This is a genomic window from Streptomyces sp. NPDC002734 (assembly GCF_040295685.1).
Lineage (GTDB): Bacteria > Actinomycetota > Actinomycetes > Streptomycetales > Streptomycetaceae > Streptomyces.
On the sequence record NZ_JBEOVU010000017.1, the window covers coordinates 19,311 to 40,690 of the forward strand.

General features: G+C 70.9%; 22 protein-coding genes. 11 read left to right on the forward strand and 11 right to left on the reverse strand.

The genetic code is table 11. From position 1 onward, the window contains the following. Positions 1 to 125 precede the first annotated feature (125 nt). The 3 genes from ABT026_RS17035 to ABT026_RS17045 all read right to left on the reverse strand — a co-directional run bounded on the left by ABT026_RS17035 (position 126) and on the right by ABT026_RS17045 (position 3,152). Positions 126 to 827, reverse strand: coding sequence for a response regulator transcription factor (locus tag ABT026_RS17035; RefSeq protein WP_351115273.1), 702 nt, complete (start codon positions 825 to 827; stop codon positions 126 to 128). Positions 828 to 1,032: 205 nt separating this feature from the next. After that, positions 1,033 to 1,803: a Type 1 glutamine amidotransferase-like domain-containing protein gene (locus ABT026_RS17040; RefSeq protein WP_351115274.1), complete on the reverse strand. Its 771-nt coding sequence runs from the start codon at positions 1,801 to 1,803 to the stop codon at positions 1,033 to 1,035. Positions 1,804 to 2,000: 197 nt separating this feature from the next. Then, a complete protein-coding gene (locus ABT026_RS17045; protein WP_351115275.1) occupies positions 2,001 to 3,152 on the reverse strand; it encodes a glycoside hydrolase family 12 protein in 1,152 nt (383 codons plus the stop codon). Positions 3,153 to 3,597: 445 nt separating this feature from the next. Here ABT026_RS17045 and ABT026_RS17050 point away from each other — a divergent pair, with 445 nt between their 5' ends. Next, positions 3,598 to 5,376: a glycoside hydrolase family 6 protein gene (locus ABT026_RS17050; protein WP_351115276.1), complete on the forward strand. Its 1,779-nt coding sequence runs from the start codon at positions 3,598 to 3,600 to the stop codon at positions 5,374 to 5,376. Between the two features lie 63 nt (positions 5,377 to 5,439). Here ABT026_RS17050 and ABT026_RS17055 read toward each other — a convergent pair whose 3' ends face one another. Together ABT026_RS17055 and ABT026_RS17060 are read right to left on the reverse strand one after the other, a co-directional pair. Continuing rightward, positions 5,440 to 6,570, reverse strand: coding sequence for a MerR family transcriptional regulator (locus ABT026_RS17055; RefSeq protein WP_351115278.1), 1,131 nt, complete (start codon positions 6,568 to 6,570; stop codon positions 5,440 to 5,442). Positions 6,571 to 6,678: 108 nt separating this feature from the next. Continuing rightward, positions 6,679 to 7,575, reverse strand: a complete 897-nt coding sequence (locus ABT026_RS17060; RefSeq protein ID WP_351115279.1) for an NAD-dependent protein deacetylase — start codon at positions 7,573 to 7,575, stop codon at positions 6,679 to 6,681. Between the two features lie 208 nt (positions 7,576 to 7,783). Between ABT026_RS17060 and ABT026_RS17065 the strand changes: the two genes are divergently transcribed. From ABT026_RS17065 to ABT026_RS17085, 5 genes are all read left to right on the forward strand, one after another. Then, on the forward strand, positions 7,784 to 7,945 hold the full coding sequence (locus ABT026_RS17065; RefSeq protein ID WP_351115281.1) for a hypothetical protein: 162 nt from the start codon (positions 7,784 to 7,786) through the stop codon (positions 7,943 to 7,945). A gap of 182 nt (positions 7,946 to 8,127) precedes the next feature. Continuing rightward, positions 8,128 to 8,325: a hypothetical protein gene (locus ABT026_RS17070; protein ID WP_351115282.1), complete on the forward strand. Its 198-nt coding sequence runs from the start codon at positions 8,128 to 8,130 to the stop codon at positions 8,323 to 8,325. Positions 8,326 to 8,708: 383 nt separating this feature from the next. Further along, complete coding sequence (locus tag ABT026_RS17075) at positions 8,709 to 9,059, forward strand: ATP-binding protein (RefSeq protein ID WP_351115283.1); 351 nt, start codon at positions 8,709 to 8,711, stop codon at positions 9,057 to 9,059. Continuing rightward, positions 9,028 to 9,564: a GNAT family N-acetyltransferase gene (locus tag ABT026_RS17080; RefSeq protein WP_351115284.1), complete on the forward strand. Its 537-nt coding sequence runs from the start codon at positions 9,028 to 9,030 to the stop codon at positions 9,562 to 9,564. The genes ABT026_RS17075 and ABT026_RS17080 overlap by 32 nt, the downstream gene beginning before the upstream one ends. Before the next feature lie 173 nt (positions 9,565 to 9,737). Beyond that, positions 9,738 to 9,914 (forward strand): hypothetical protein, encoded by a 177-nt coding sequence (locus ABT026_RS17085; protein WP_351115285.1) that lies wholly within the window; start codon positions 9,738 to 9,740, stop codon positions 9,912 to 9,914. Between the two features lie 155 nt (positions 9,915 to 10,069). Here ABT026_RS17085 and ABT026_RS17090 read toward each other — a convergent pair whose 3' ends face one another. Continuing rightward, the gene (locus ABT026_RS17090; protein WP_351115286.1) at positions 10,070 to 10,549 is read right to left on the reverse strand and encodes a hypothetical protein; all 480 of its coding nucleotides are present in this window, start codon (positions 10,547 to 10,549) and stop codon (positions 10,070 to 10,072) included. Between the two features lie 137 nt (positions 10,550 to 10,686). Then, positions 10,687 to 11,142 (reverse strand): hypothetical protein, encoded by a 456-nt coding sequence (locus tag ABT026_RS17095; RefSeq protein WP_351115287.1) that lies wholly within the window; start codon positions 11,140 to 11,142, stop codon positions 10,687 to 10,689. Between the two features lie 271 nt (positions 11,143 to 11,413). Here ABT026_RS17095 and ABT026_RS17100 point away from each other — a divergent pair, with 271 nt between their 5' ends. Next, the gene (locus ABT026_RS17100) at positions 11,414 to 15,022 is read left to right on the forward strand and encodes an ATP-binding protein (RefSeq protein ID WP_351115288.1); all 3,609 of its coding nucleotides are present in this window, start codon (positions 11,414 to 11,416) and stop codon (positions 15,020 to 15,022) included. Continuing rightward, a complete protein-coding gene (locus ABT026_RS17105; RefSeq protein WP_351115289.1) occupies positions 14,991 to 15,338 on the forward strand; it encodes a transposase in 348 nt (115 codons plus the stop codon). The genes ABT026_RS17100 and ABT026_RS17105 overlap by 32 nt, the downstream gene beginning before the upstream one ends. 19 nt (positions 15,339 to 15,357) lie before the next feature. Here ABT026_RS17105 and ABT026_RS17110 read toward each other — a convergent pair whose 3' ends face one another. The 4 genes from ABT026_RS17110 to ABT026_RS17125 all read right to left on the reverse strand — a co-directional run bounded on the left by ABT026_RS17110 (position 15,358) and on the right by ABT026_RS17125 (position 18,305). Next, the gene (locus ABT026_RS17110) at positions 15,358 to 16,203 is read right to left on the reverse strand and encodes an aminoglycoside phosphotransferase family protein (RefSeq protein WP_351115290.1); all 846 of its coding nucleotides are present in this window, start codon (positions 16,201 to 16,203) and stop codon (positions 15,358 to 15,360) included. Positions 16,204 to 16,407: 204 nt separating this feature from the next. Further along, positions 16,408 to 16,923: a DinB family protein gene (locus ABT026_RS17115; RefSeq protein ID WP_351115292.1), complete on the reverse strand. Its 516-nt coding sequence runs from the start codon at positions 16,921 to 16,923 to the stop codon at positions 16,408 to 16,410. A 46-nt stretch (positions 16,924 to 16,969) separates the two neighbouring features. Beyond that, positions 16,970 to 17,326, reverse strand: a complete 357-nt coding sequence (locus tag ABT026_RS17120; RefSeq protein WP_351115294.1) for a MerR family transcriptional regulator — start codon at positions 17,324 to 17,326, stop codon at positions 16,970 to 16,972. Between the two features lie 31 nt (positions 17,327 to 17,357). Next, the gene (locus ABT026_RS17125) at positions 17,358 to 18,305 is read right to left on the reverse strand and encodes an aldo/keto reductase (protein ID WP_351115295.1); all 948 of its coding nucleotides are present in this window, start codon (positions 18,303 to 18,305) and stop codon (positions 17,358 to 17,360) included. A gap of 88 nt (positions 18,306 to 18,393) precedes the next feature. Here ABT026_RS17125 and ABT026_RS17130 point away from each other — a divergent pair, with 88 nt between their 5' ends. The 3 genes from ABT026_RS17130 to ABT026_RS17140 all read left to right on the forward strand — a co-directional run bounded on the left by ABT026_RS17130 (position 18,394) and on the right by ABT026_RS17140 (position 21,352). Continuing rightward, a complete protein-coding gene (locus ABT026_RS17130) occupies positions 18,394 to 19,572 on the forward strand; it encodes an MFS transporter (RefSeq protein ID WP_351115296.1) in 1,179 nt (392 codons plus the stop codon). Positions 19,573 to 19,678: 106 nt separating this feature from the next. Beyond that, a complete protein-coding gene (locus tag ABT026_RS17135) occupies positions 19,679 to 20,770 on the forward strand; it encodes an ABC transporter substrate-binding protein (RefSeq protein WP_351115297.1) in 1,092 nt (363 codons plus the stop codon). A 108-nt stretch (positions 20,771 to 20,878) separates the two neighbouring features. Continuing rightward, the gene (locus ABT026_RS17140) at positions 20,879 to 21,352 is read left to right on the forward strand and encodes a hypothetical protein (RefSeq protein ID WP_351115299.1); all 474 of its coding nucleotides are present in this window, start codon (positions 20,879 to 20,881) and stop codon (positions 21,350 to 21,352) included. Positions 21,353 to 21,380: the final 28 nt, after the last annotated feature.

Here is a 21,380-nt window from a genome sequence, read left to right on the forward strand (position 1 = left end):
CCTCGGTGCGTCGTCCCGGGCGCCACGGCGGGCGCCGGATGACGGAAACATCGGAAGGCGCATGCAAACAGAGCCACCTGACCCTTGGCGGACGGCAACCTGACAGAAGCCTGACGTGACGCGGGTCACATGCCGCTTCCGGCCTCCCCCAGCCAGTAGCCGAAGCCGCGCCGGGTGTGGATGAGGGCGGGTTCGGCGCGGTCGACCGTCACCCGCAGCCGGGACATCAGCCGCTCGACGGTGTTGGCCGGGCGCGACTCGCCCCAGACCTGCCAGGCCAGCTGCTCCTTGGACAGCACCCGCCCGGCGTTGAGCAGCAGGTGCCGCAGCAGCCGGTACTGCGCCGCCGTCACCTCCAGGCGCCGGTCGCCGCGCCACACCTGGTAGACGACCTCGTCGAGGACCAGGTCCGCGTAGCGCAGCACCGGTCCGCGCGCGGGGCCGGCCGCCCGCAGCAGGACCTGGACGCGCGCCAGCAGTTCGGCGGCCCGGCACGGCTTGGTCACGTAGTCGGCCACCCCCGTGCCGATCTCGGGCACCAGCTGGTCCAGCGACTCGCAGGAGGCGACGCAGAGGATGGGCGGACGCTCGGTCAGCGTGGGACGGTGACGGGACAGGTCCCGCAGGTCGGGGATGTCCACGTCCATGACGATCAGATCGAAGCGCCGCTGCCCCAGCAGACGCACCGCCTCGGCGCCCGTCGCCACCGCTTCGACCGCGTGGCCCGAAGCGCCCAGGCGGCCGGTCAGGGAACGCCGGAGGCCGGCGTCCGGCGTGGCCACGAGCAGACGGCGGCCCTGGGCGATCTGCTCGTCGTGGTGGTCCACCCCAGGTCACCCTCTCGGTCCGGTCGCCGGGCGTTGACGAGTGAAGACCATCGACTCCCCGCAGGCAACACCTGGTCGCCCACAGGGCGGGAGGGTGGGGAGAGCTGTCCGAAAGTCGCCGTGCCGCGGCGCCCCGCCCGCCGCGACGCCTTGCCCGCCGGGACGCCCGGACGGGCCGGGCGCCGCGGCTTGGCGGGAACGACGCTCACCAGGCGGGGACGACCGCCCCCGCACGGTAGGAACGCACCACGACGCCGTCCCCGTCCGCCTCGCGGCGCACCAGGTGGGCGCGGCCGACGCCGTCGACCCGCGCCACGGGAGCCGCCGCGCCCGGCTCCGCGGTGATCCGCAGCGCCGTGTTCTCGTCCAGGGCGACCCCGGACGTGGTCAGCCCCCGCCCGACCGCCGACACCAGCCGCGCCAACGTGCCCCACTGCGCGGCGTGCACGTCGACGGAGAAGGGCACGAGACCGAGTCCGGGCCGGACCTCGACCTCCTCCAGGTCCTCCGCGGTGTCCTCGGGACACACCGGCACCCCGTCGCCCAGCCAGCCGCCGACCACCGCGTCGCGGGCGGCGACGGCCGCTCCGGCGGAGAACCCCACGAACGGCATGCCGCGCTCGCACAGCACATCCGCCAGCGCCTTACGGCAGTCGGCCAGCGCCTCCTGGTAGGCGGGGGTCAGCCCGCCGCCCACGAACAGCGCGTCGACTCCGTCCAGCAGCGCGGCGTCGAAACGCTCGCCGATCGGCACCAGCAGCGGCACGGGCACGCACGCCCCGCTCGCGTTCAGCACACCGGCGAAGCGCTCGAACTGGGTCGCGCCGTCACCGTCCCCCTCGTCCACCAGGAGAACGCCGACCCGGGCCCCCTCCCCGGCGTCCTGCAGGAACGGCCCGTACAGCGCCGGCACGAAGGCCTCGTCCCGGCCACCGCCGATCAGATGGATCCGCGTCCCGGTCCGCCCGTCACTCATCCGCACTCTCCGCTTCTCTCCAGCCCCCGAACCCGCCTGATCAGCGGGAAGGCGCACAGCGTAAGGGGGAGGGGCGGCACCGGTCGACGCATTTCCGGGTCCGGCAGGCCGAGCGCCGAGGGCGCGAGGAAGACCGGGGCTCGCACCACGCCAGGCGTGGTGCGAGCCCCGGCCGGGGAGGGACGAGCGTCCTCAGGTCAGCCGACCGTGCAGGCCGTGCCGTTGAGGGTGTAGGAGCCCGGCTTGGTGAAGGACCCGGAGTAGGTCCCCTGGAAGCCGAACGACTGGCTGGCGCCCGCCGCGATCTGCGCGTTGGACGAGGTGTTGGTCGCCGTCACCGCGCCGGAGTTCGGCGAGACGGTGGCGTTCCACGCGTTGGTGACCGTCTGCCCGGAGGGCAGGGTGAACCCGACCTTCCAGCCGTTGATCGCCGTGGAGCCGGTGTTGGTCACGGTGATGTTGGAGGTGAAGCCACCCGGCCACGAGCTCACCGTGTTGGTGACCTTGCAGGAACCGCTCGGGTTGGTCGGCGGCGGCGTGGTCGGGTCGGTGGGCGGCGGGGTGGACGTGCCCGAGTTGAACGTGGACGAGAAGGAGTTCACGGCCAGACCCGCGCCGTTCTGCCAGGGCTCGAAGCCGGCCTGGACGCTGGTGACGTACCAGGACCGCTGGGCGAGGCCCTCGGAGATCGCCTTGTTGACGAAGTCCATGACGTCGAAGCTCCAGCTGTTGATCGCCGAAGGAGCGACGAAGGAGATGACGTCGTTGCCGCCGTTGTTGCCCTCCCAGACGTCCCAGGTCCGGCCGCCGACCGTCGCGGTACCGGTCTTGGAGCCGACCGGCTGGACCGAGCCGACCTTGTTGAACCAGATCATGATTTCGGTGGCGCTGACGCCGTCCTTCTTGGGCGCCGGGTCGAGCCAGATGTCGTAGGCCGCGTCGTACACGGCGTTGGAGACGTAGCTGAACGACACGCTGCTCGGAGCGCTGGAGATGGTGCTGATCTGCTTGGGCAGGTTCGTGCCCGGCGAACAGTTCGTGTAGTGACAACCGTTGTAGATCGACGGGTACGACTTCGGCGCGCCGTTGAAGGGGACGGAGCCGTTGGCCGTGGTCACCTGGAAGCCGCTGCTGGTCACATTGATGCACTGCTGCTCGCTGGTTCCCCAGCGGTTGTTCTGTACGACGTACTTGCCCTGAATGGTGGTGGAGCCGTACTGGTCGCATATCAGGGTGTCGGCCTGCGCCGACGTTGACGCAAGACCGACCGAGGTCAGCGAAGCGATTGTCAGGATCAACGCGGCCAGTGCGGGGTGCAGCGCGCGAAGCCTGGACAACAGGGCGGACATGCGGGTCCCTTCATCGAAACGAGCTGGTGGGGGGTGGTGCTCGGGGCGAATCGAAGACGGTCGCGCATCACTCCTTGCATGGGGGGTGCGGATGGCCCGTGGGGGACCGTGTGGGGGTCGTGCACCAGTGGGAGCGCTCCCATGGTGTGGGTGGTGATGGGAGTGGTCAAGGTGTTGGAGGGAACGAAAATATTCGAAGACACTTTGCGGAAGCCGGCGGGAAAAAGGCCCGTCATTCATCTGTACGCGTACAGGAGTTGACGCTAACGTCCGTAGCACCAGTGGGAGCGATTCCGTTTTCAGTCGACACGTCCGCCTGTACGTGTCCGGCCCGCCAGGAGTCGCTCAGATGCGAAAGTCCCGTGTTCCCGCCCCCCGGCGTGACGCGGCGTGCTCCCGGATGCCGGGCGGAGTCGAACCGCACGGACAAGGAGACCCGCACACGATGCGCCGTACCAGAACAGCCTTACTCTCAGCTTTCGCGATGGTCGCGGGGGCCGGGGGAGTGGCCGCCGCCATGCAGCCCTCGACCGCGGCCGCAGCCGCCGCGGCCTGCACCGTGAAGTACCAGGTGCAGAGCTCGTGGAGTGGCGGGTTCACCGCCAACGTGACCCTCACCAACAACTCGGCCGCGAAGTCCTCCTGGAAGGTCGGCTGGTCCTTCGCCGGCAACCAGAAGGTCACCAACGGGTGGAACGCCAAGATCACCCAGAGCGGCGCCGCCGTCACCGCTGCCAACGAGTCGTACAACGGCCAGCTGGGCAGCGGGGCCTCGGTCAGCTTCGGCTTCAACGGCACCTTCAGCGGCACCAACGCGGCGCCCACGGCGTTCACGCTCGACGGCGCGGCCTGTGACACCGGTGACGGCCAGCCGCCCACGAGCCAGCCGCCGACCAGCGAGCCCCCCACCTCGCAGCCCCCCACCTCCCAGCCTCCGACGAGCCAGCCGCCCACCTCCCAGCCTCCGGGCCAGAAGGTGGACAACCCGTACGCCGGCGCCAAGGGGTACGTGAACCCGGACTGGTCCGCCAAGGCGGCCGCCGAGCCGGGTGGTTCCAAGGTCTCCAACCAGCCCACCGGCGTCTGGGTGGACCGGATCGCCGCCATCAACGGCGCGAACGGAGCGATGGGCGTCCGCGCCCACCTGGACAAGGCTCTGGAGCAGAAGGGCTCCGGCGAACTGGCGATCCAGTTCGTGATCTACAACCTGCCCGGCCGTGACTGCTCGGCCCTGGCCTCCAACGGTGAGCTCGGCCCGACGGAGATCGACAAGTACAAGACGCAGTACATCGACCCGATCGCCGCGATCTTCAAGGACCCGAAGTACGCGAGCCTGCGGATCGTCACGACGATCGAGGTCGACTCGCTGCCCAACCTGATCACCAACGTGTCCGGCCGTGACACCTCGGTGGCCATGTGCGACACCATGAAGAGCAACGGGAACTACGTCAAGGGTGTCGCCTACGCGCTCAAGACGCTCGGCGCCATCCCCAACGTCTACAACTACGTGGACGCCGGACACCACGGGTGGCTGGGCTGGGACACCAACCTGGGCCCGACGGTCGACCTGTTCAAGACGACGGCCACCACTGACGGCGCCCAGCTGTCGAACGTGCACGGCTTCATCGTGAACACGGCCAACTACAGCGCCCTGAAGGAGCCGTACTTCAAGGTCACCGACTCGGTGAACGGCACGTCCGTGCGCCAGTCCAAGTGGGTGGACTGGAACCAGTCCGTCGACGAGGTCACCTACGCGCAGATGCTGCGGGACAAGGCGATCTCGGCCGGCTTCCCGAGCAACATCGGCGTCCTGATCGACACCTCCCGTAACGGCTGGGGCGGCTCCGCCCGTCCGACCGCCGCGGGCCCGACGACCAGTGTCGACGCCTACGTGAACGGTGGTCGCGTCGATCGGCGCATCCACCTCGGCAACTGGTGCAACCAGTCCGGTGCCGGCCTCGGCGAGCGTCCGAAGGCCAACCCCGAGCCGGGCATCGACGCCTACGTCTGGATGAAGCCCCCGGGTGAGTCCGACGGCGCCAGCCAGCTCATCGACAACGACGAGGGCAAGGGCTTCGACCGGATGTGCGACCCGACCTACACGGGCAACGCGCGCAACGGCAACAGCATGTCCGGGGCGCTGCCCAACGCGCCGCTGTCCGGCAAGTGGTTCTCGGCCCAGTTCCAGGAGCTGGTCAAGAACGCCTACCCGCCGCTGTCCTGACACCGGCGCCGCACAGAAGGCTGCCCGCCCCGCCGTCGACACGGCGGGGCGGGCAGCCCGCGTTCACGCCGAGGCCCGCTCCGGCCCGAAGACGTCGGCCACCACACAGCTCACGTTGTCCGGTCCGCCCACCGCGTTGGCCAGGGCGACGAGATCACGCACCGCCTGCTCCGGGTCTTCGACCTGGGTGAGCACCCGGCGTATCTCCGCGGTCGCGACGACCGTGGACAGGCCGTCCGAGCACAACAGGTACCGGTCACCCGGCCGTGCGTCGTGCAGGCGCATGTCGGGGGAGTGGTCCGCCCCCGGGCCCAGCGCCTTCACCAGCAGCGACCGCTCCGGGTGCGAGGACGCCTCCTCGGGGCTCAGGCGCCCCTCGTCGACCATGGACTGCACCATGGTGTGGTCGTGGGTGATCTGGAACAGGCCGCCGTCGCGCAGCAGGTAGACGCGCGAGTCGCCGATGTGGACCAACGCGAGCTGCGAGCCCGTCCACAGCATGGCGGTCAGCGTCGTCCCCGCGACGACGCCCTCGCCCGCGGTGGACGCCCCGTTCCCGACGGCCGCCCGGACCGCCTCCTCGGCCTGCTCGACCGCGTCCTCCAGGACGCCGAGGAGCCCGGCAGCCGGCACGCCGTCGCTCTCCAGCCGTTGCAGCGCCCCGAGGGCCGCGGTGCTGGCGGGCGCTCCGCCGACGCCGTAGCCGTCGGCCACGGCCAGCAGCCGGGGGCCGGCGTGGACGGCGTCCTGATTGCTCTCGCGGACCAGGCCCTTGTCGGACAGGGCGGCGTATCGGATGCCCAGGGGCTCGGCGGCCGTCGAGATGTTCGTGGACATGGCAGGGTCCTTCCGCTGCAGATGGTCGACGAGGAAGGTCGCCAGGTCCCGTCGCGCGGCCGTCTCGGTCTCGACCCGGGCCCAGAAGGCGCGGACCTCCCGGGCGGCCGGCCCGGCCTCCAGCGCGCACACGTGCCGGATGCGGGCCAGCGGCATGCCGAGCCGTCGCAGCCAGGCCACCAGCCGGGCCCGTTCCAGCTGCTCGGGCGCGTACCACCGGTAGCCGTTCACCGGGTCGACGTGCGCGGGCGCCAGCAGACCGAGCTCGTCGTAGAGCCGCAGCGCCTTCGGCGACAGCCGCGACGCCTTCGCGAACGCCCCGATCGTCAGCAGCTCCGACTCCACCCGTGCCTCCATGACAGCCCCCTCCTCGTACCGGACGCCTCGCGCCCGGCCCTCCCGATGCTGTGGCTTTCCCCAGGGTGAAGGTCAACCTCCGCCTCCGGACGAACCTCGCCGGTGCCGTCAGACCTCGTCCGGCGCCCCGGCGGGTCCGAGTTCCGCCGCCACGGCGGTGAGGGTCGCCCCCAGCGGGAGCGCGACGCGGGTGAGGGCGAGACGGTCGCCGCGGGTCGGGTCCCGGTTGACGATCAGCACCGGCTTGCCCTCCTGCGCGGCCAGCCGCACGAACCGGAGGCCGGACATCACCGTCAACGACGACCCGAGGACCAGCAACGACGTCGCTTCCCGCACCAGGCGGCGGCAGTGCTCCACCCGCTCCGGCGGCACGTTCTCCCCGAAGAAGACCACGTCAGGTTTGAGGACGCCGCCGCAGACCGTGCACGGCACCACGTGGAAGTCGCCGACCTGTTCGTCGTTGAGATCCGCGTCGCCGTCCGGGTTCAGCCCACTGGCCACCGGCGCGAACCCCGCGTTGACGGCCTCCAGCCGTTCGGCCAGCTCACGACGCGCGCTCCGCGTGCCGCAGGAGAGACAGACCACCCGGGCCAGACTCCCGTGCAGCTCCACCACCGCCTCGCTGCCGGCGGCCTGGTGCAGACCGTCGACGTTCTGGGTGATCACCCCGGTGAGCCGCCCCTGCTCCTCGAACGCCGCCACGGCCCGGTGCCCGTCGTTGGGGTGGGCGCGGCCGAAGGTGCGCCAGCCGAGATGGCTGCGCGCCCAGTAGCGCCGCCGGGCCTGCGGGTCGGAGACGAAGTCCTGGTACGTCATCGGGGTGTGGCGGCTCAGGCTGCCGCCCTCGCCCCGGTAGTCGGGGATGCCGGACTCGGTGGAGATGCCCGCCCCGCTGAGGACCAGCACACCGCCGGCGCGCAGCGCGTCGACGACCGGTCCCGGATCCGTGGTGCCCGGGGGCAGGTCGTCGGGCGGGGTCCAGCTCAAGGTGGGACGCGTGCGCATGCGGCCAGGGTACGGAAGGCGCGCCGACGCCCGCCCGCGCCCCGCCCGGGAAGGCACACCGGCCGCGGCGATCACCGTCCGTACCGGCCTGGCTTCAACGGGAATTCCGGGGGCACCCTCAATGCCATGACACCCGGGGAGCGGCCGTCTCGCGACGGCTCGGGAGGTATCGGTCATGCGGATCGGCGTCGGGATATCACTGGTCCTCATGGGGCTGTTCTCCGCCCTGGGCGGCGCGCGGAAATGGGCGGAGGTCTTCGGCAGCGACGCGGGTGAGCGTGTCCGGAGCTCCCACGCCCTCGCCCACCGCCTCGTCGGCTGGCTGTTGGTCGTCGGAGGAATCCTCTGTGCGGCCGGGGCCGGGGAATGACGTGCGAATGCCGGCAGAGCGAAGGAGAAAGCGTTGACGGTGGAATTGCCCTTGGCGTAAGCCCGACATGGCGCGTATCGCGTTGCGGCACGCCCGTGAAGCCGCGCGGCGGTCAAGCCCACACCGACACGATCCGTGCTCGCCGTTCACGATCCCGCCCAGGCCGGCGCAGGCCGGCCCCGTTGAGCGTGAAGATCCACGAGCTGGTGACCGCCACGGGCGGCTGGGCGGATCCCGTAGCTGCCGCAGTGCTGTCCCGCCGGCCGCAGCTGGTCGGGCCAGCCACAGCCGCCCGTTGGACCGCCGTCGCCTTCGACTCGGACACCGGCATCCTCACGCTCACCATCGAATCATGCACCAGTACGATCACGGACTATTGATCGACAAACACCTGATCGACCGGATCAACTCCGTCCTCGGTTCCCCGGTACGGGTGGCTTACGGCGCAGGGTTCGGCCACCCGCACCAGCGCGCACACGTGAGGTACTGAGAGCATGCCTCGGGCCCGGTTGACCAGATGTTCTCCCGGCAGTTGAACTCGGCCATCCGGTGGGCCGTGCTCTCCGAGCACTGCAGTTGTCACGAGCTCCTGCCGTCGACGGGGCGGGAACTTCCCCTGACAGGGCATACGGCTGCCACTAGGCGCTCGCCCCCCACCGGAGGGTTGCAGCGCTGCGCCGGGCTGGCCGCGACCTGGACTTCCCACTTGGGGAGTCCGTCCCTGGTCTTGTCCTCCTGCTGGGGCCCGGCGATCGCAGAGGCGATGGAACGGCAGACCACCGCGGTGCCGTCGTCGTGCCCGCGCCCGCCCGGCCCCCGCGCCGGTCCCGGCCGTCGCTCAAGAGCAGGAGCTCGTCCTCGAGGACCTGCCCCGCGAGCAGGTCCGGGCCTGGCGAACTCACCGTTCACCGAATGGGACAAGACATTCGGCGACGCCCGGCTCAGCGCGGCCATCGCCGCCCGGATCGCCTTCCGCTGCACCTTGATCCAGACCGGCACCGAGTCCTACCGCTTCCAGGCCACCCAGCAAGCCCTCTTCCGGGACAATGAACCGGGAAGAACGGCCGCCGGGAGGCACAGCGATGCACAGCAAGTCGGGGAACTGCGTCATTGAAGGCGATCGGACCTGCCTCATCCCGGCCACCGAAGCGCATCTGCTACTGCTCGCCGGCTGGTTCGCCGACCCCGAATTCGTGCGGAACTGGGGCGGACAGCCTCTCACCCGTGAGGAAGTCGCCGCGAAGTACACGGGAAGACGCCGCCCCGACGTGGAGTCCTTCCTGATCCTCGCCCGGACCATCCCGGTCGGCTATGTCCAGTACGTACCCGCCGGCCCCGGCCAGGGAGGCATCGATATGGTCCTCCTACCTCAGGCGCAGGGCAAAGGCCTCGGCCCGGACGCCGCCCGCGCACTCGTCCAGCATCTTCATACGGTGCTGGACTGGACGCAGGTGACCGTCGATCCCGAAGCGTCCAACACCCGTGCCATCCGGGCCTGGGCAAAAGCGGGCTTCCGCCCGGTCGGCCGACAGGGGAGCCACCTGCTGATGGAGTGCCTCCCCGCCCACAGCATCTCGCCGACGGAGATTCACGACGAGAGCTTCCCGCCCAAGACCTGATCGCGGCGTCAACTTCGGAGGAGGATCGGAACAGTGGAACCCAGGCCAGGGCAAAGCTCTCGGTGGTAGGCCCGGAGCACGGGGCTCACCCCTCAAAGATCGTCCCACTGCTCCTTTTGGGCTCACCTTGGCTGGACCCCACGTAGGGCATCGGACAGGTCATGGTGCGCGGCATGACTCACAAGACCTATCAACCGGACCGCATGCCGACAGCTTCCCCGGCTCCCGAGGAGCCGCTCACCATGACGGTCGCCTTCGCCCTCCTCGGCGACCAGTGGGGCCGATGGGCCGAGGGACATGCCGAGGAACACAGCGCCTGGCTCAAGAGCCTCTACTTTGACCAACCGTGATACCTGTCGCACGCGTGCTACAAGTGCGACAGGTATCACCCACAGCACGGAGGAGGCCCGCGGCCTGGCGGCGCGGGCCTCCTCCGTGCTGCCGGCCTTGTCAGCGGAGCGCGCCCGCCGGGGTGCCCTGATCACGGCACGCCCCGTCTCTCCCTTTACCAGGCGCCAGCGCCGCAGACGGTGGTATCGGTGCGGTTCTGCGATACGCAGACCCGGGATCCCGCGTCCGTTCCATTCCAGTGGAATCCAGTTTTACTCTGCGCCACGTGGATTACGACATAGTCGGACACTCGTGTCCAGTCGTAACCGCCAGTCCCCAGACGCTTCCGCTCGAGCCAGTAAGCGCAATCGTCTCCCCAGGACTGGGCGACGGCCTGCACGTAGCCGTCAGATGTGCGCTTGTTGAGCCAGCCCTTGCAGGATCCGACCGTGGCATCTTTGCCCGGCCAGTACTCGATCTCAGCTGCTTGGGCCGAGCCTGCGCCGCCCACCGAGACTGCCAGGGCCATGGCGGCAGTCACTACAGCGGCTCGAACCGTTCTTCTACTTTCCATTTTTATCCCCTGATGCTGGATTGAGCAGAAAGCTCGCGAATACGTGTTTGTCGATGCGCGGCACAGGCAGAGCAGAGTCACGCCATCTCTGCTATGAGTTCGCAACACGCACATGAGTTGGCCGGTCGACGTCGACGTCGTCCAGGGGGCCGGGATGCGGGAGCCGTCGCGCGGGCGGCCGCACCACACGGTCGGCCGCCCGCGCGACCTGGACCGTCCTAGTAGACGTACTGGGTGAAAACGCCCGGCGCGCAGTATCCGACACGGATGTAGTTGCCGTCCTGAACCAGGATGCACTCCTGAAGTTCCCAGTACTTCAGGTTGGAGGCGAAGTTGTACTCGCCTATCGGCATGATCTTGCCGTAGCCGAGAGAGTTCCACACCTCCTCGCGGCGCACCCCCCCGTCCTTGTACACCGCCTTGATCCTGAATGCGGCACCCTTGCCGTCGTTGTTTCCGGTGTCCTTCAGCTCGCCCTTGAGGTGGTAGCGGCCGTTCGCCGCCTGCCACCAGGTGCCGTGTGCCCAGGCGCCTGCGACATCCCCCGTGGTGGGGGTCAAGTCGTACCCTTCGGCCGCGTGGGCTGAGCCGGCGAAGGAAAAGCTGAGTCCGGCGGCGACGGCTACAACCACCAGATTCCGCCGAATGCCCTTGAACGTGATGCCATTGACCATGGCAGTCCTCCTGGATGTCGATGGTGCGAGTGGGAACGGACCAGCTGGGTGGGCGGCAGCACGGAACTGCCCGCACTCCACCGCGGGGCCCCTTGCCGGGACGTTCATCCGCTGTACGGCCGGATGCCTGCCGCAGCCGTGCCTCCGGGCGCCCTGTTTCTGTCCTGGACCAAGGTGCTCGGCCGACTGTCGGCGAACCTTGGACAAACATTGAATCGGCTGGTCGAAGGTGTTATGCCAGGACAGGGAGCCAAAGACTTGGGGGCGTGCGGTGACGGTGGAGTTCGCTGTACTCGGCAGCGTCGAGGCGCGTGTGGGCGAACGGATCATCGATCTCGGTCACGCCCGGCAGCGGTGTGTGCTCGCGGTCATGTTGGTGGACGCGAACCGGGTGGTTTCGGTGGACCAGCTCGTCGAGCGCGTCTGGGCGGACCGTTTTCCGCAGCGGGCCCGGAACACGCTCTACGGTTATGTCTCCCGTCTGCGGCAGGCTTTGGCGGTCACAGACGGGGCGGATATCGTCCGGCGATCCGGAGGGTACGTCCTCGACGTCGAAGCGGCGGCAGTGGATCTGCACCGCTTCCACGACCTTGTCGCTCGCGCTCGGGCGGCCGCGCGGAGTGGGCAGGATGAGCTGGCGGCGGACCTGTTCGGGCAGGGACTGGGCCTCTGGCGGGGAGATGCCTTCGCGGGGCTGGACACGCCGTGGATCAACGTCCTCCGTGCCGCCGTGGATCGGGAACGGGTCGCGGCCGAGTTGGACCACACCGATGCTCGGCTCCGCCGCGGGCACCACAGCGGCCTGTTGGCCGAGCTGTCCGGTCAGGTGGAGAAACACCCGTTGGACGAACGGCTGGCCGGCCAGTTCATCCTCGCTCTCCACCGCGGTGGTCGTCCAGCCGATGCCCTCGGCCACTACGAGCGGACACGGCTGTTGCTGGCCGAGGAATTCGGCTGTGACCCGAGCCTCCCACTGCAGCAGCTGCATCAGCAGATCCTGACCGGCGATCCGGCACTGGACGTCCGAGCCGCCGACCCCGCTGTGCACCCGCCCGGCCGGCGCCTTCCGGGATGCGCACCCGCCCTCGAACCGCTTCGGCCCTCCAAGCCCGGCCCGGTGCGCTCCCCGCGGGACGGTGTCGGCCTTCCTCCCCCGCCAACACCGCGGCATTCCCGGCCACAGGGCCACCTGGTCGGGCGAACGGTGGAGTTGACGGTCCTCGACGGTGCGATCGAGGACGCCTTGGCCGGTACGCCAGGTGTGCTCGAGGTGGTTGGTGATCCGGGTATCGGAAAGACACGGTTGCTCGACGAACTGTGCAAACGCGCGAGACAGCGCGGTTTCGTGTCGTTGGTCGGCCGCAGTGTGGAGTTCGACCGGGCTCCCTACAGCGCGTTCGTGGACGCTTTGGACGATCACCTCGGCCAGGTGGAATTACTTCGGCCCTCGCAGGAGGGATCATCGTTCGGCGGGTTCGCCCTGTTGAGCACGGTCTTCCCTGCACTCTGTGACCGTCTCCCGACCGTGTCGGAGCCCGTGGCGGTCGAGCGGTACTGGTTCCACCGGGCGGTGCGGACGTTGCTGGAGACGCTGAGTGCCGACGGCGGGCTCGTCCTCTGCCTGGACGACCTGCAGTGGGCGGATGACGGTACGGCGGAGCTGATCGACCATCTGGTACGGCACCCGCCCAGGGCACCTTTGCTCCTGGCCCTCGCCCACCGCCCCAGACAGACCCCGCAGCGGTTGGCCGCGGCACTGGCCCGCGCAGATGGGGAGGGAAGGGTTGTCAGGGTGGAGCTGGGCCCGCTGTCCCCGGCCGAGGGAGCGGAACTGTGCGGTGCCAGGCCGGATCACTGGCGTTACCGACGGCAGTACGAGGCCAGCGGCGGCAACCCGTTCTACCTGGAGGCGCTGACCCGGAGCATCGGGAGCAAGAACCCGCCGGCGGTTTCCGTCGACTCCGTACCCGTCTCCGACGATCTGCCGCAGCCGGTGCAAGCCGCGCTGCTGGAGGAGTTGGGAGGTCTGTCGGCCACCGCGCGAGTCTGTACACAGGCGGCCGCGGTGCTTGGCGACTCGTTCGAGGCCGAGGTGGTGGCAGTTGTGGCCGGCACCGGTGAGGCACAGGCCCTCGCGGCCCTGGACGAGGCTGCGGAACGGGACCTGGTGCGCCAGGTCGGCTCCACGCGCCGATTCCGGTTCCGTCATCCGCTGGTGCGGACAGCGGTGTACCAGGGGACGGGCGCCGGCTGGCGGATCGAGGCGCACGCCCGTGCCGCGGACTTCCTCGCACTGCACGACGCACCACTGACCGCGCAGGCGTCGCACGTGCAGCGTTCGGCGCGCGTAGGAGACGCACACGCCGTCGACGTACTCGTGCGGGCTGCCCGCCAGGTGATGATGATCGCACCGGCCGCTGCCGCGCACTGGACACAGGAGGGCTTGCGCCTGCTCGGCGAGCAGAGTCGGCTCCGGCCCGAACTGTGGCTCCAGCAGGCTGATGCGCTGGGCATGGCCGGACGCCTGGTGGAGAGCCGCGACGTCCTGCGCACGGCTGCTTCTCTCTGGCCTGCGCAGGCACGGGACGAGCGGGCTCGGCTGACCGTCTCTCGAGCCACGATGGAGTGGAAGCTCGGCCGGTACGAGGCGGCGATGTCGTTGCTGACCCGGGAACTGGATGACCCTGCCGGCCTGCCGGGATCCACGATCGCAGCGCTGCAGATGGGCGTTGCGACAGTAGCGCTTCGCACAGCGGACTTCTCCACGGCCGTCGCCTGGGGCGAACGCTCGCTGCACTCGGCAACAGCCTTCGGTGATCCGTCACAGATCACCAAGATCCGGGGCCTCCTGGCACTGGCGCATACTCTGGCCGGGGATTCCGCCCGAGCGACCGAATGCCTGGGCCTGGTCCGGGAGGCAATCGACGAAACCGATGACCAACACCCGGCCGACCGGATCGACACCCTTGTCACGGTCGGCTGGACGGAGATGTTCCTGGGACATTACGACCCGGCGCTGCGCCACCTCCGTCAGGGCATAGATCTTTCCCGTCGTACCGGTCAGAGCCTCATGCTTGCGGATCTCCTGGCCGCCTCCGCGTACGTCTTGATGTGGCGCGGGCATCTGGACGAGGCAGCGAGGTACGCCGACGACGCACTGGAGGCGGCGTACCTCGTCGGCAGCGACGAGCCGCGCTCACTGGCCGAGGCGGTCCACGCGGCGGTCTCGATGTGGCGGGGCGACTTCGCCGGAGCACGGAAGATCTGCGAGGAGTCGCTTACGCAGGCCGGTCCCGAACCTGCCCGGCACCGATCGACCATCCTTGGGATGCTCGCCAATGTCTTGCTGCTCGACGGTGATCCGGTGGGCTGCGTCCGCAGGATGACCGAAGCAGGCGGCGGCCCCGGGATGCCGGCGTTCGAAGCACCTGTGCGCCCTCTGTGGTTGCGGCTGCTGGCTGGTGCGGAACTGGCCCGGGGCAATGTGGCGGCTGCTGAGTTGTGGGCCGACCGCGCAGCGGCAGCGGTGAGCCCCGACCGGCCGCCCAGAGAGTTCGGTTTCGCTGTGCTGGCCCGCGCTGAGATCCACCTAGCCAAGGGGGACCCGGCCGCGGCAGAGGCCGCGTGCGAAGCGGCTGACGCGTTCTGCGCGGCTCGCATGCCGCTCTACGAAGCCACAGCCCGGCTGACGGCCGGCATCGCACTGTCCGTCGTCGACCGCCAATACGAAGGACGTGCTCAGATCGAACGAGCAAGAGCGTTGTTCACCAGATGCGGGGCAACGTCCCTGTCCGAACTGGCCGATCAGGAACACCGTCGTATCGCCACGCGAACGGAGGCTCCCCCGAGTGGTGGACACGCTGATACCGGATCTGCTTGATCCGGAAGAAACGAGAAGATCGCCGGTGGCGATGAAGGACTACTCGCGGGGGTTCAAGGCCGATGCCGTGGCTCTGTTCGAGTCCATACCCGGGTCGACCTGCAGGAGCATCGCCGCCGACCTGGGCATCACCAGGAACCCACTGCGGAACTGGGTGCTGCGGGCCCGGGAACGCCGCGGCGTCGGTCCGGACGCCGCCCGGGAGACCAGCACAGCGGTCCGTGCCACGTGGAGTTCTTGTCTCGTACTGGCGATATGGCTCTGCATAGCGATCGTTCTCGGAACCCGGTTGTACCGCAGGCGCCGGCGCGAATAGCGCGGCACGTCGGGGAACCTCATCCGACCTCTCCGGACCCGACCTGTCCGGCCAGGGTCCGCAGGAAGCGCGTGCGGGCGTCGTCCCGCCCCGCGCACAGCGCGGGGACGGCCTCGAAGGCCGCGAGTGCCCGGCACCAGGCCAGGACCCGGTCCGCCGACTGACCGGGCACCAGGGAAGCCAGCCGCTCGGTCCTGCGCTCCAGCGCCGGGAGATCGGCGACGCCGTCCAGCACCCAGTCGACCGCGTCGAAGTCCGGGTCGCCCCAGGTGGGCCGGGGATCGATCGCCACCAGTCGGCCGCCGGCCCCGGCCCCGGCCAGGACGTTCCCGGCATGGAGATCACCGTGCACCAGTCCCACGGGGCCGGTGTCGCACAGCGCGAGACAGGCCGCGCGGGCACGCTCCAGGACCGCCGGCTCCAACGCGGGACGGCGGTCCGCCGCGGCGAGGCGACGCTCGGCCAGGGTGAAGAGCAGCCCGATCCGGTCCGCGAGCGGGCGCAGCCCTGACCGCCGCGGACGGCTTGGGACGCCCTCCCGCAGCGCTCGGAGCAGCACCGCCACCTCCGGCAGGCGCGGCCCGCCGCCCGCCGTCGCCGGCGCTGGGGAGAGGCGCGCCGCGAGGAGGCCGTCCGCTGTCACCGGCGCGGGGGAGACGTCCGCGAGCAGGAGGGCGCCGGCGCCGAGGTCCTGCTCCAGCAGGTCCACCACCGACGGCGTGCCCGACCAGAGGGTCAGGGCCTCCGCCTCCTCCGCGGCGATGGCGAGCTCCGGCGTGACCTTCAGCCAGACCGTCGTGCCGGCGTCCCGCCGCAGGCAGCGGACGACCCGCGACGTGCCGCCGCCCAGCGACTCCACGGGCACGAGGCCCCAGCGTGCGGAAAGCTCCTCCACCAGCGACGGCAGGGCGTCGCACCAGGCGCCACGCCCGGCCCGAAGCGCACGGTCAGCCGGTCCCTGGCCGTCCGCGGCACACGGACCGACGCGCGCTCTTCGTCCACGTGCTCCCCCTCGTCCAACGACCGTATCGCGTACGGCACTTCATCCAGCAGCTCGGCCCGGCCGGGCCTACTCGCCGGGAGGCGCACCGGGCAACGCCCGGCGTGCGTCCAGCAGATGATGTCGCAGCTCGTGCACCGTGTGCACGGCGACCCAGCACAGCGACCGCTCCTCGGGCGCGGGATAGGTGTACACCAGCGTCCGCTCCCAGTCCGCGGGCGTGAGGAGGTACAGCACTCCGCCGAACAGCAGCGCCGCGTCCCGGAGTTGACGGGCGACGTCGGCCGGCCGCTCCCGTGCGTAGCCGGCGTGCTCGACCCGTTCGTCACGGCCCATGGCCTCGGCGACGGGCGTGTCCCGGCGCCGCGCGGCCAGCAGCCGTTCGCGCTGCACCAGCAGGACGTCGCGCACATGGCAGGCGTACTCCAGGGGCGACCACACGTCCGGCGCCGGACGTCGCCGCAGCAGGGACGGCTCGGCCGACAACAGGTCCGCGTACTCGCCGGCGTGCTCCCGGGCGAGCCGCGGGACCGAGGGAGCCAGCGAAAGGTCGTACTCGAAACCGCACTCGTCGCAACCTGTCATGCGCTCACGCTAGTACGGCCGAGCGGCCTGCCCGCCCACGAGCAGGTCACTCCGCTCGGCTGTAGTAGCTGATCTTCTCGTCCAGGACCCCGATCGCCCGGTGCAGGGCGGCCACCCGCTCCTCCAGGGCGGCGCGGCGCTCACGGAGGAAGGCCACCCTGTCCTGCGGGGAGCGGTCCGAGCGCAGGATGGCGACGAACTCCCGCAGATCGGCGATCCCGAGCCCCGCCTCGCGGAAGCAGGTGACGAGGCCGATCCAGAAGACGTCGTCCTCGGTGTACGCCCTGCGGCCGCCGGCGGAGCGCCCGATGGGGCCGATCAGCCCTTCCCGCTCGTAGTACCGCAGCGTGTCGATGGACACCCCGGTACGGTCGGCGACCGCGGCGGGGGAGAGGGTGGTCATCAAGGGCTCCTTCGGTGACCGCTCCGGCGGGCTACCGCGCCTCCGCGAAGCGCGCCAGGTGTTCGTCCGTCAGCCGCACACGGCGCGCGGCCAGCGCCTCCTCGATCTGCTCCACCCGGCTCACGCCCACGATGGGACCGATCCCCTGCCGCAGCAACCAGGCCAGCACGACCTGGTTCCGCGTGGCCGACACCTCGCGGGCCACGCCCTCGAGGACGGCGAGCACCCGGGTGGTGCCGGGGTGATCATAGGTCCGCGGGAACGGTTTGTCCGCGCGGACGTAGGAACCCCACAGCAGCGCGCTGTACGCCCACACGGCGAGGTCCTCCGAGCGGGCCAGGTCGAGGTCCTCCGCGGTCATCATGCGGTGACCGCCCTCCGCCACCGGCGTCAGCGGGCGGGGCTGGACCAGGGAGTGCCGCAACTGGAGGGCCGACCACGGCTCGACGCCCTGCGCGCGAGCCAGCGACCGGGCTCGCTCCACCCGCCAGGCGGCGTGGTTCGCCGCCCCGATCCGCAGCGCCGTCCCCTTCGCGACCAGCTCGCCGAACGCGCCCACCGTCTCCTCCAGCGGCGTCCCGCGGTCCTCCGCATGGGCCCACAGCAGATCGACGTGGTCGACCCCCATCCGTCGCAGGCTTCCTTCCACCCCGGCGTGGACGGCGCGGGCGGAGAGCCCTTCGGCGCTCTCCGGCCAGACGTGCGGAACGAGAGGGTCCTGACGGACCTTGGTCGCGATCCGCACCCGGTCGCGCGCGCCCGGCCGGGCCGCCAGCCACGACCCGATGACCCGCTCGGAGGCGCCGCCGAGGCCGTCGGGGTCCTTCCAGAAGGCATAGCAGTTGGCGGTGTCCAGCCAGACGCCGCCGCCGGCGACGAAGGCGTCGAGGATCGCGAAGGCCCGCTCCGGGCCAACGCGCGTGCCGAATTCCATGGTGCCCAGTACGACGGGCGGTCGGTTGCCGTTCATACCGACCATGCTCGGATCTGGAGCGCGCTCCAGGTCAAGTAGCAAGTGGGGCAATGCGTTTGACACCGCGGCGTCGCTCGGGCACACACTCCCCGCCATGCGCACCTACCGAGAACTCTTCCGCGCCCCCGAGTTCACCCCGCTCTTCGTCTCGAGCGCCCTGTCGGTGGCCGCCACCACGGTCTCCGGGCTCGCCCTGGGCACCCTGGTCCATGCGGCCACCGGCTCCCCGCTGCTCACGGCCCTGGCCATGTTCGGACCGTCACTGGCCCAACTCGTCGGCGCAGCGACGCTGTTGTCGGCGGCCGACCGTCTCCGTCCGCGCGCCGCGTCCACCGGCCTGGCCCTGGTCTTCGCCCTGGCCACAGCGGTCCAGACCGTCCCGGGACTGCCGGTGTGGGCGATCTTCGCCGTCCTGGCGGCCGAAGGGCTGGTGGCATCCGTCGGCGGCGGGGTCCGCTCCGGACTGCTCAACGACATCCTCACCAAGGACGGCTACCTGCTGGGCCGCTCCGTGCTCAACATGGCGGTCGGCACCCTGCAGATCTGCGGCTACGCCGTCGGCGGCCTGCTCGTCGCCCTGTTCTCCCCGCGCGGCACCCTGCTCGTCGGCGCGCTGCTGTACCTGGCCGCCGCGGCCGTCAGCCGCCTCGGCCTGTCCGACCGGCCGCCCCGGGCGACCGGTCGGCCCACCGTCGCCGCCACCTGGCGCGCCAACGCCCGCCTCTGGGCCTCGGCCCCCCGCCGCCACGTCTACCTGGCGCTGTGGGTGCCGAACGGGCTCGTCGTGGGCTGCGAGTCCCTCTTCGTCTCCTACGCCCCCGACCACGCCGGGGTGCTCTTCGCCTGCGGCGCCCTCGGCATGCTCGTGGGGGACACGCTCGCCGGCCGCTTCCTCGCCCCGCGATGGCGCGAACGCCTCGCCGCCCCTCTGCGCTTGCTGCTCGCCGTCCCCTACCTCGTCTTCTTCCTCGAGCCGGGACCGTTCGTCGCCGCGGCCGCCGTCGCCCTCGCCTCCGTCGGCTTCGCGGCCGGTCTCCTGCTCCAGGAACGCCTCATGCGGCTCACACCCGACGAACTGAGCGGGCAGGCCCTCGGACTCCACTTCTCGGGCCTGCTCGCCCTGCAGGGCGTCGGCGCGCTGCTCGCCGGCAGCCTCGCCGAACTCACCACGCCGGCCGTGGCGATGACGGTGACGGCCGCCGCGTCGGTCGCCGTCACCCTGCTCCTCGCCCCCGGCCTGCGGGAACGCCCACCGGCTGTCGCCACGGCCTGACACGATGCGGTGTGCGCGAGGAGTCACCAGGTCCTCGCCGTAGTGACGGGTGCGGCGGCCATCGGCCCACCCACGACCGCGACTTCGCAAGGGGAGAGGCCGGCACATGGAGAAGACGCGACCGCTCCCCGCTCCCTTCCTGATCGGTGCGCTCGCCCCGCTGTCCCGCCCCGGCTGGGCCGAGGCCGGACGGCACCTGCTCGCCGGGCTGGAACTGGCCCTGGAGGACGTCGACGCGGACGGCGGCGTCCGGGGAAGGCCGCTGGAACTGGTGGTCCGGGACACCGCGGCGGATCCGGCGCGTGCCGTGGCGGCCGTGGACGAACTGGCGGGCCTGGGCGTCGCCGCGCTGGTGGGGGAATACCACAGCGTGGTCGCCCGCGCCGTCGCCGCCAGGGCCGACGCCCTGGGCCTGCCCTTCCTCTGTTCCTCCGCGGTGCTCGACGCGCTCACCGACCGGAGCGCCGACCACGTCGCCCGCCTCGCCCCGCCCCAGTCCCACGGCTGGCGGACCTACGCGGACTTCCTCCTCGCCGCGGGCCACAGCCGGATCACCGTGGTACGTGAACCGAGCGCGTACTGGAGGGCCGGCACCCGCATCCTCGACGACCACCTCACCGCGCGCGGCGGCGTCGTCACCGCGCTCGACCTGCCCGCACTGACGCCCGCGGAGGTGTGCGACGCACTCGCCGCGGGCCGGTCGACGGCCCTGCTGCTCCTGCTCGGCCACCCCGAACCCGCGGTGTCCGTCGTCAAGGCCGTGCGCGGCGACCGGCGCCTCGCCGGCCTGCTGCTCGGCGCCCCGGCGGGGCAGCCGGAGTTCGCCTCATGGGCGCGGCTGCTCGGTGACGACGGCGCCGGCGTCCCGTTCCTGCGCTACCTGCCCGAACGCCTCGGCCCGCTCGGCGCCAGGGTCGAACAGGCCCTGCGGCTGCGGTTGGACGCCGAGCCGTCCTTCGTCGCCTTCGAGGGGTACGACACCGGCCTCCTCCTCGCCCACCTCCTGCGGTCCCACGGCGCCGACCCCGCGGCGATCGCCGCCTCCTGGCCGCGGGACGCGGTCGAAGGCTCCCGCGGCGAGATGCGGTTCACCCGCGCCCCCGGAACCGGTGTCTGGCAGTGGGCCCACCCACCGATTCAGGTCGCCGACCGGGATCCGGCGCAACCGGCACGCTTCCGCGTGCTGCACACCGGCTGAACCGGGGACGCGCCCGGAGGCCCCGGGGAACGCGCATCGTGGGAGAGAGTGCCGCCCACCGAAGGGATCCGCTGGTGTGCGGGTCCGCCGCGTCCTTACGGTGACGGGGTGACCTACGAGATCATGCTCCTGCGGCTCCGGCCGGGCCTCACCCTGCTCGGGACGCTCGACGCGCGCAACGCCGAGCTGGGCCCGGACGCCGAGTTGCCCGAGCTCCATCCCACCCCCGCGCAGTGGGCCGAGTGGGAGCGGATCGTCACGCGGGTGTCGCGGGAGATATCGCCCGTCGGGACCGCGCAGTACCCCCGTTGCCTCACCCTCGACACGATCGGTCTGCCGTGGCGCGTACAACTCGACTACTACGGGGACAGCGCCGACGTCGAGGTGGCCTACACCCACACCGGGATCGCGGCGCGGGCCGTGGCCGAGGCGGCGTACCTCGTGGCCCGCGTCGTCGAGGAGGAGACGGGCATGGTGGGCCACGACTTCGAGGTGGACCAGCCCACCATGACCGGTGACCCCGCCGTCGCCGCGACCCGGCTGGGCGCCGTGAACGCCTGGATACGCGGTCGGTGCGGCTGACGCGGCCCCGACCGACGCCGCCCCTGAA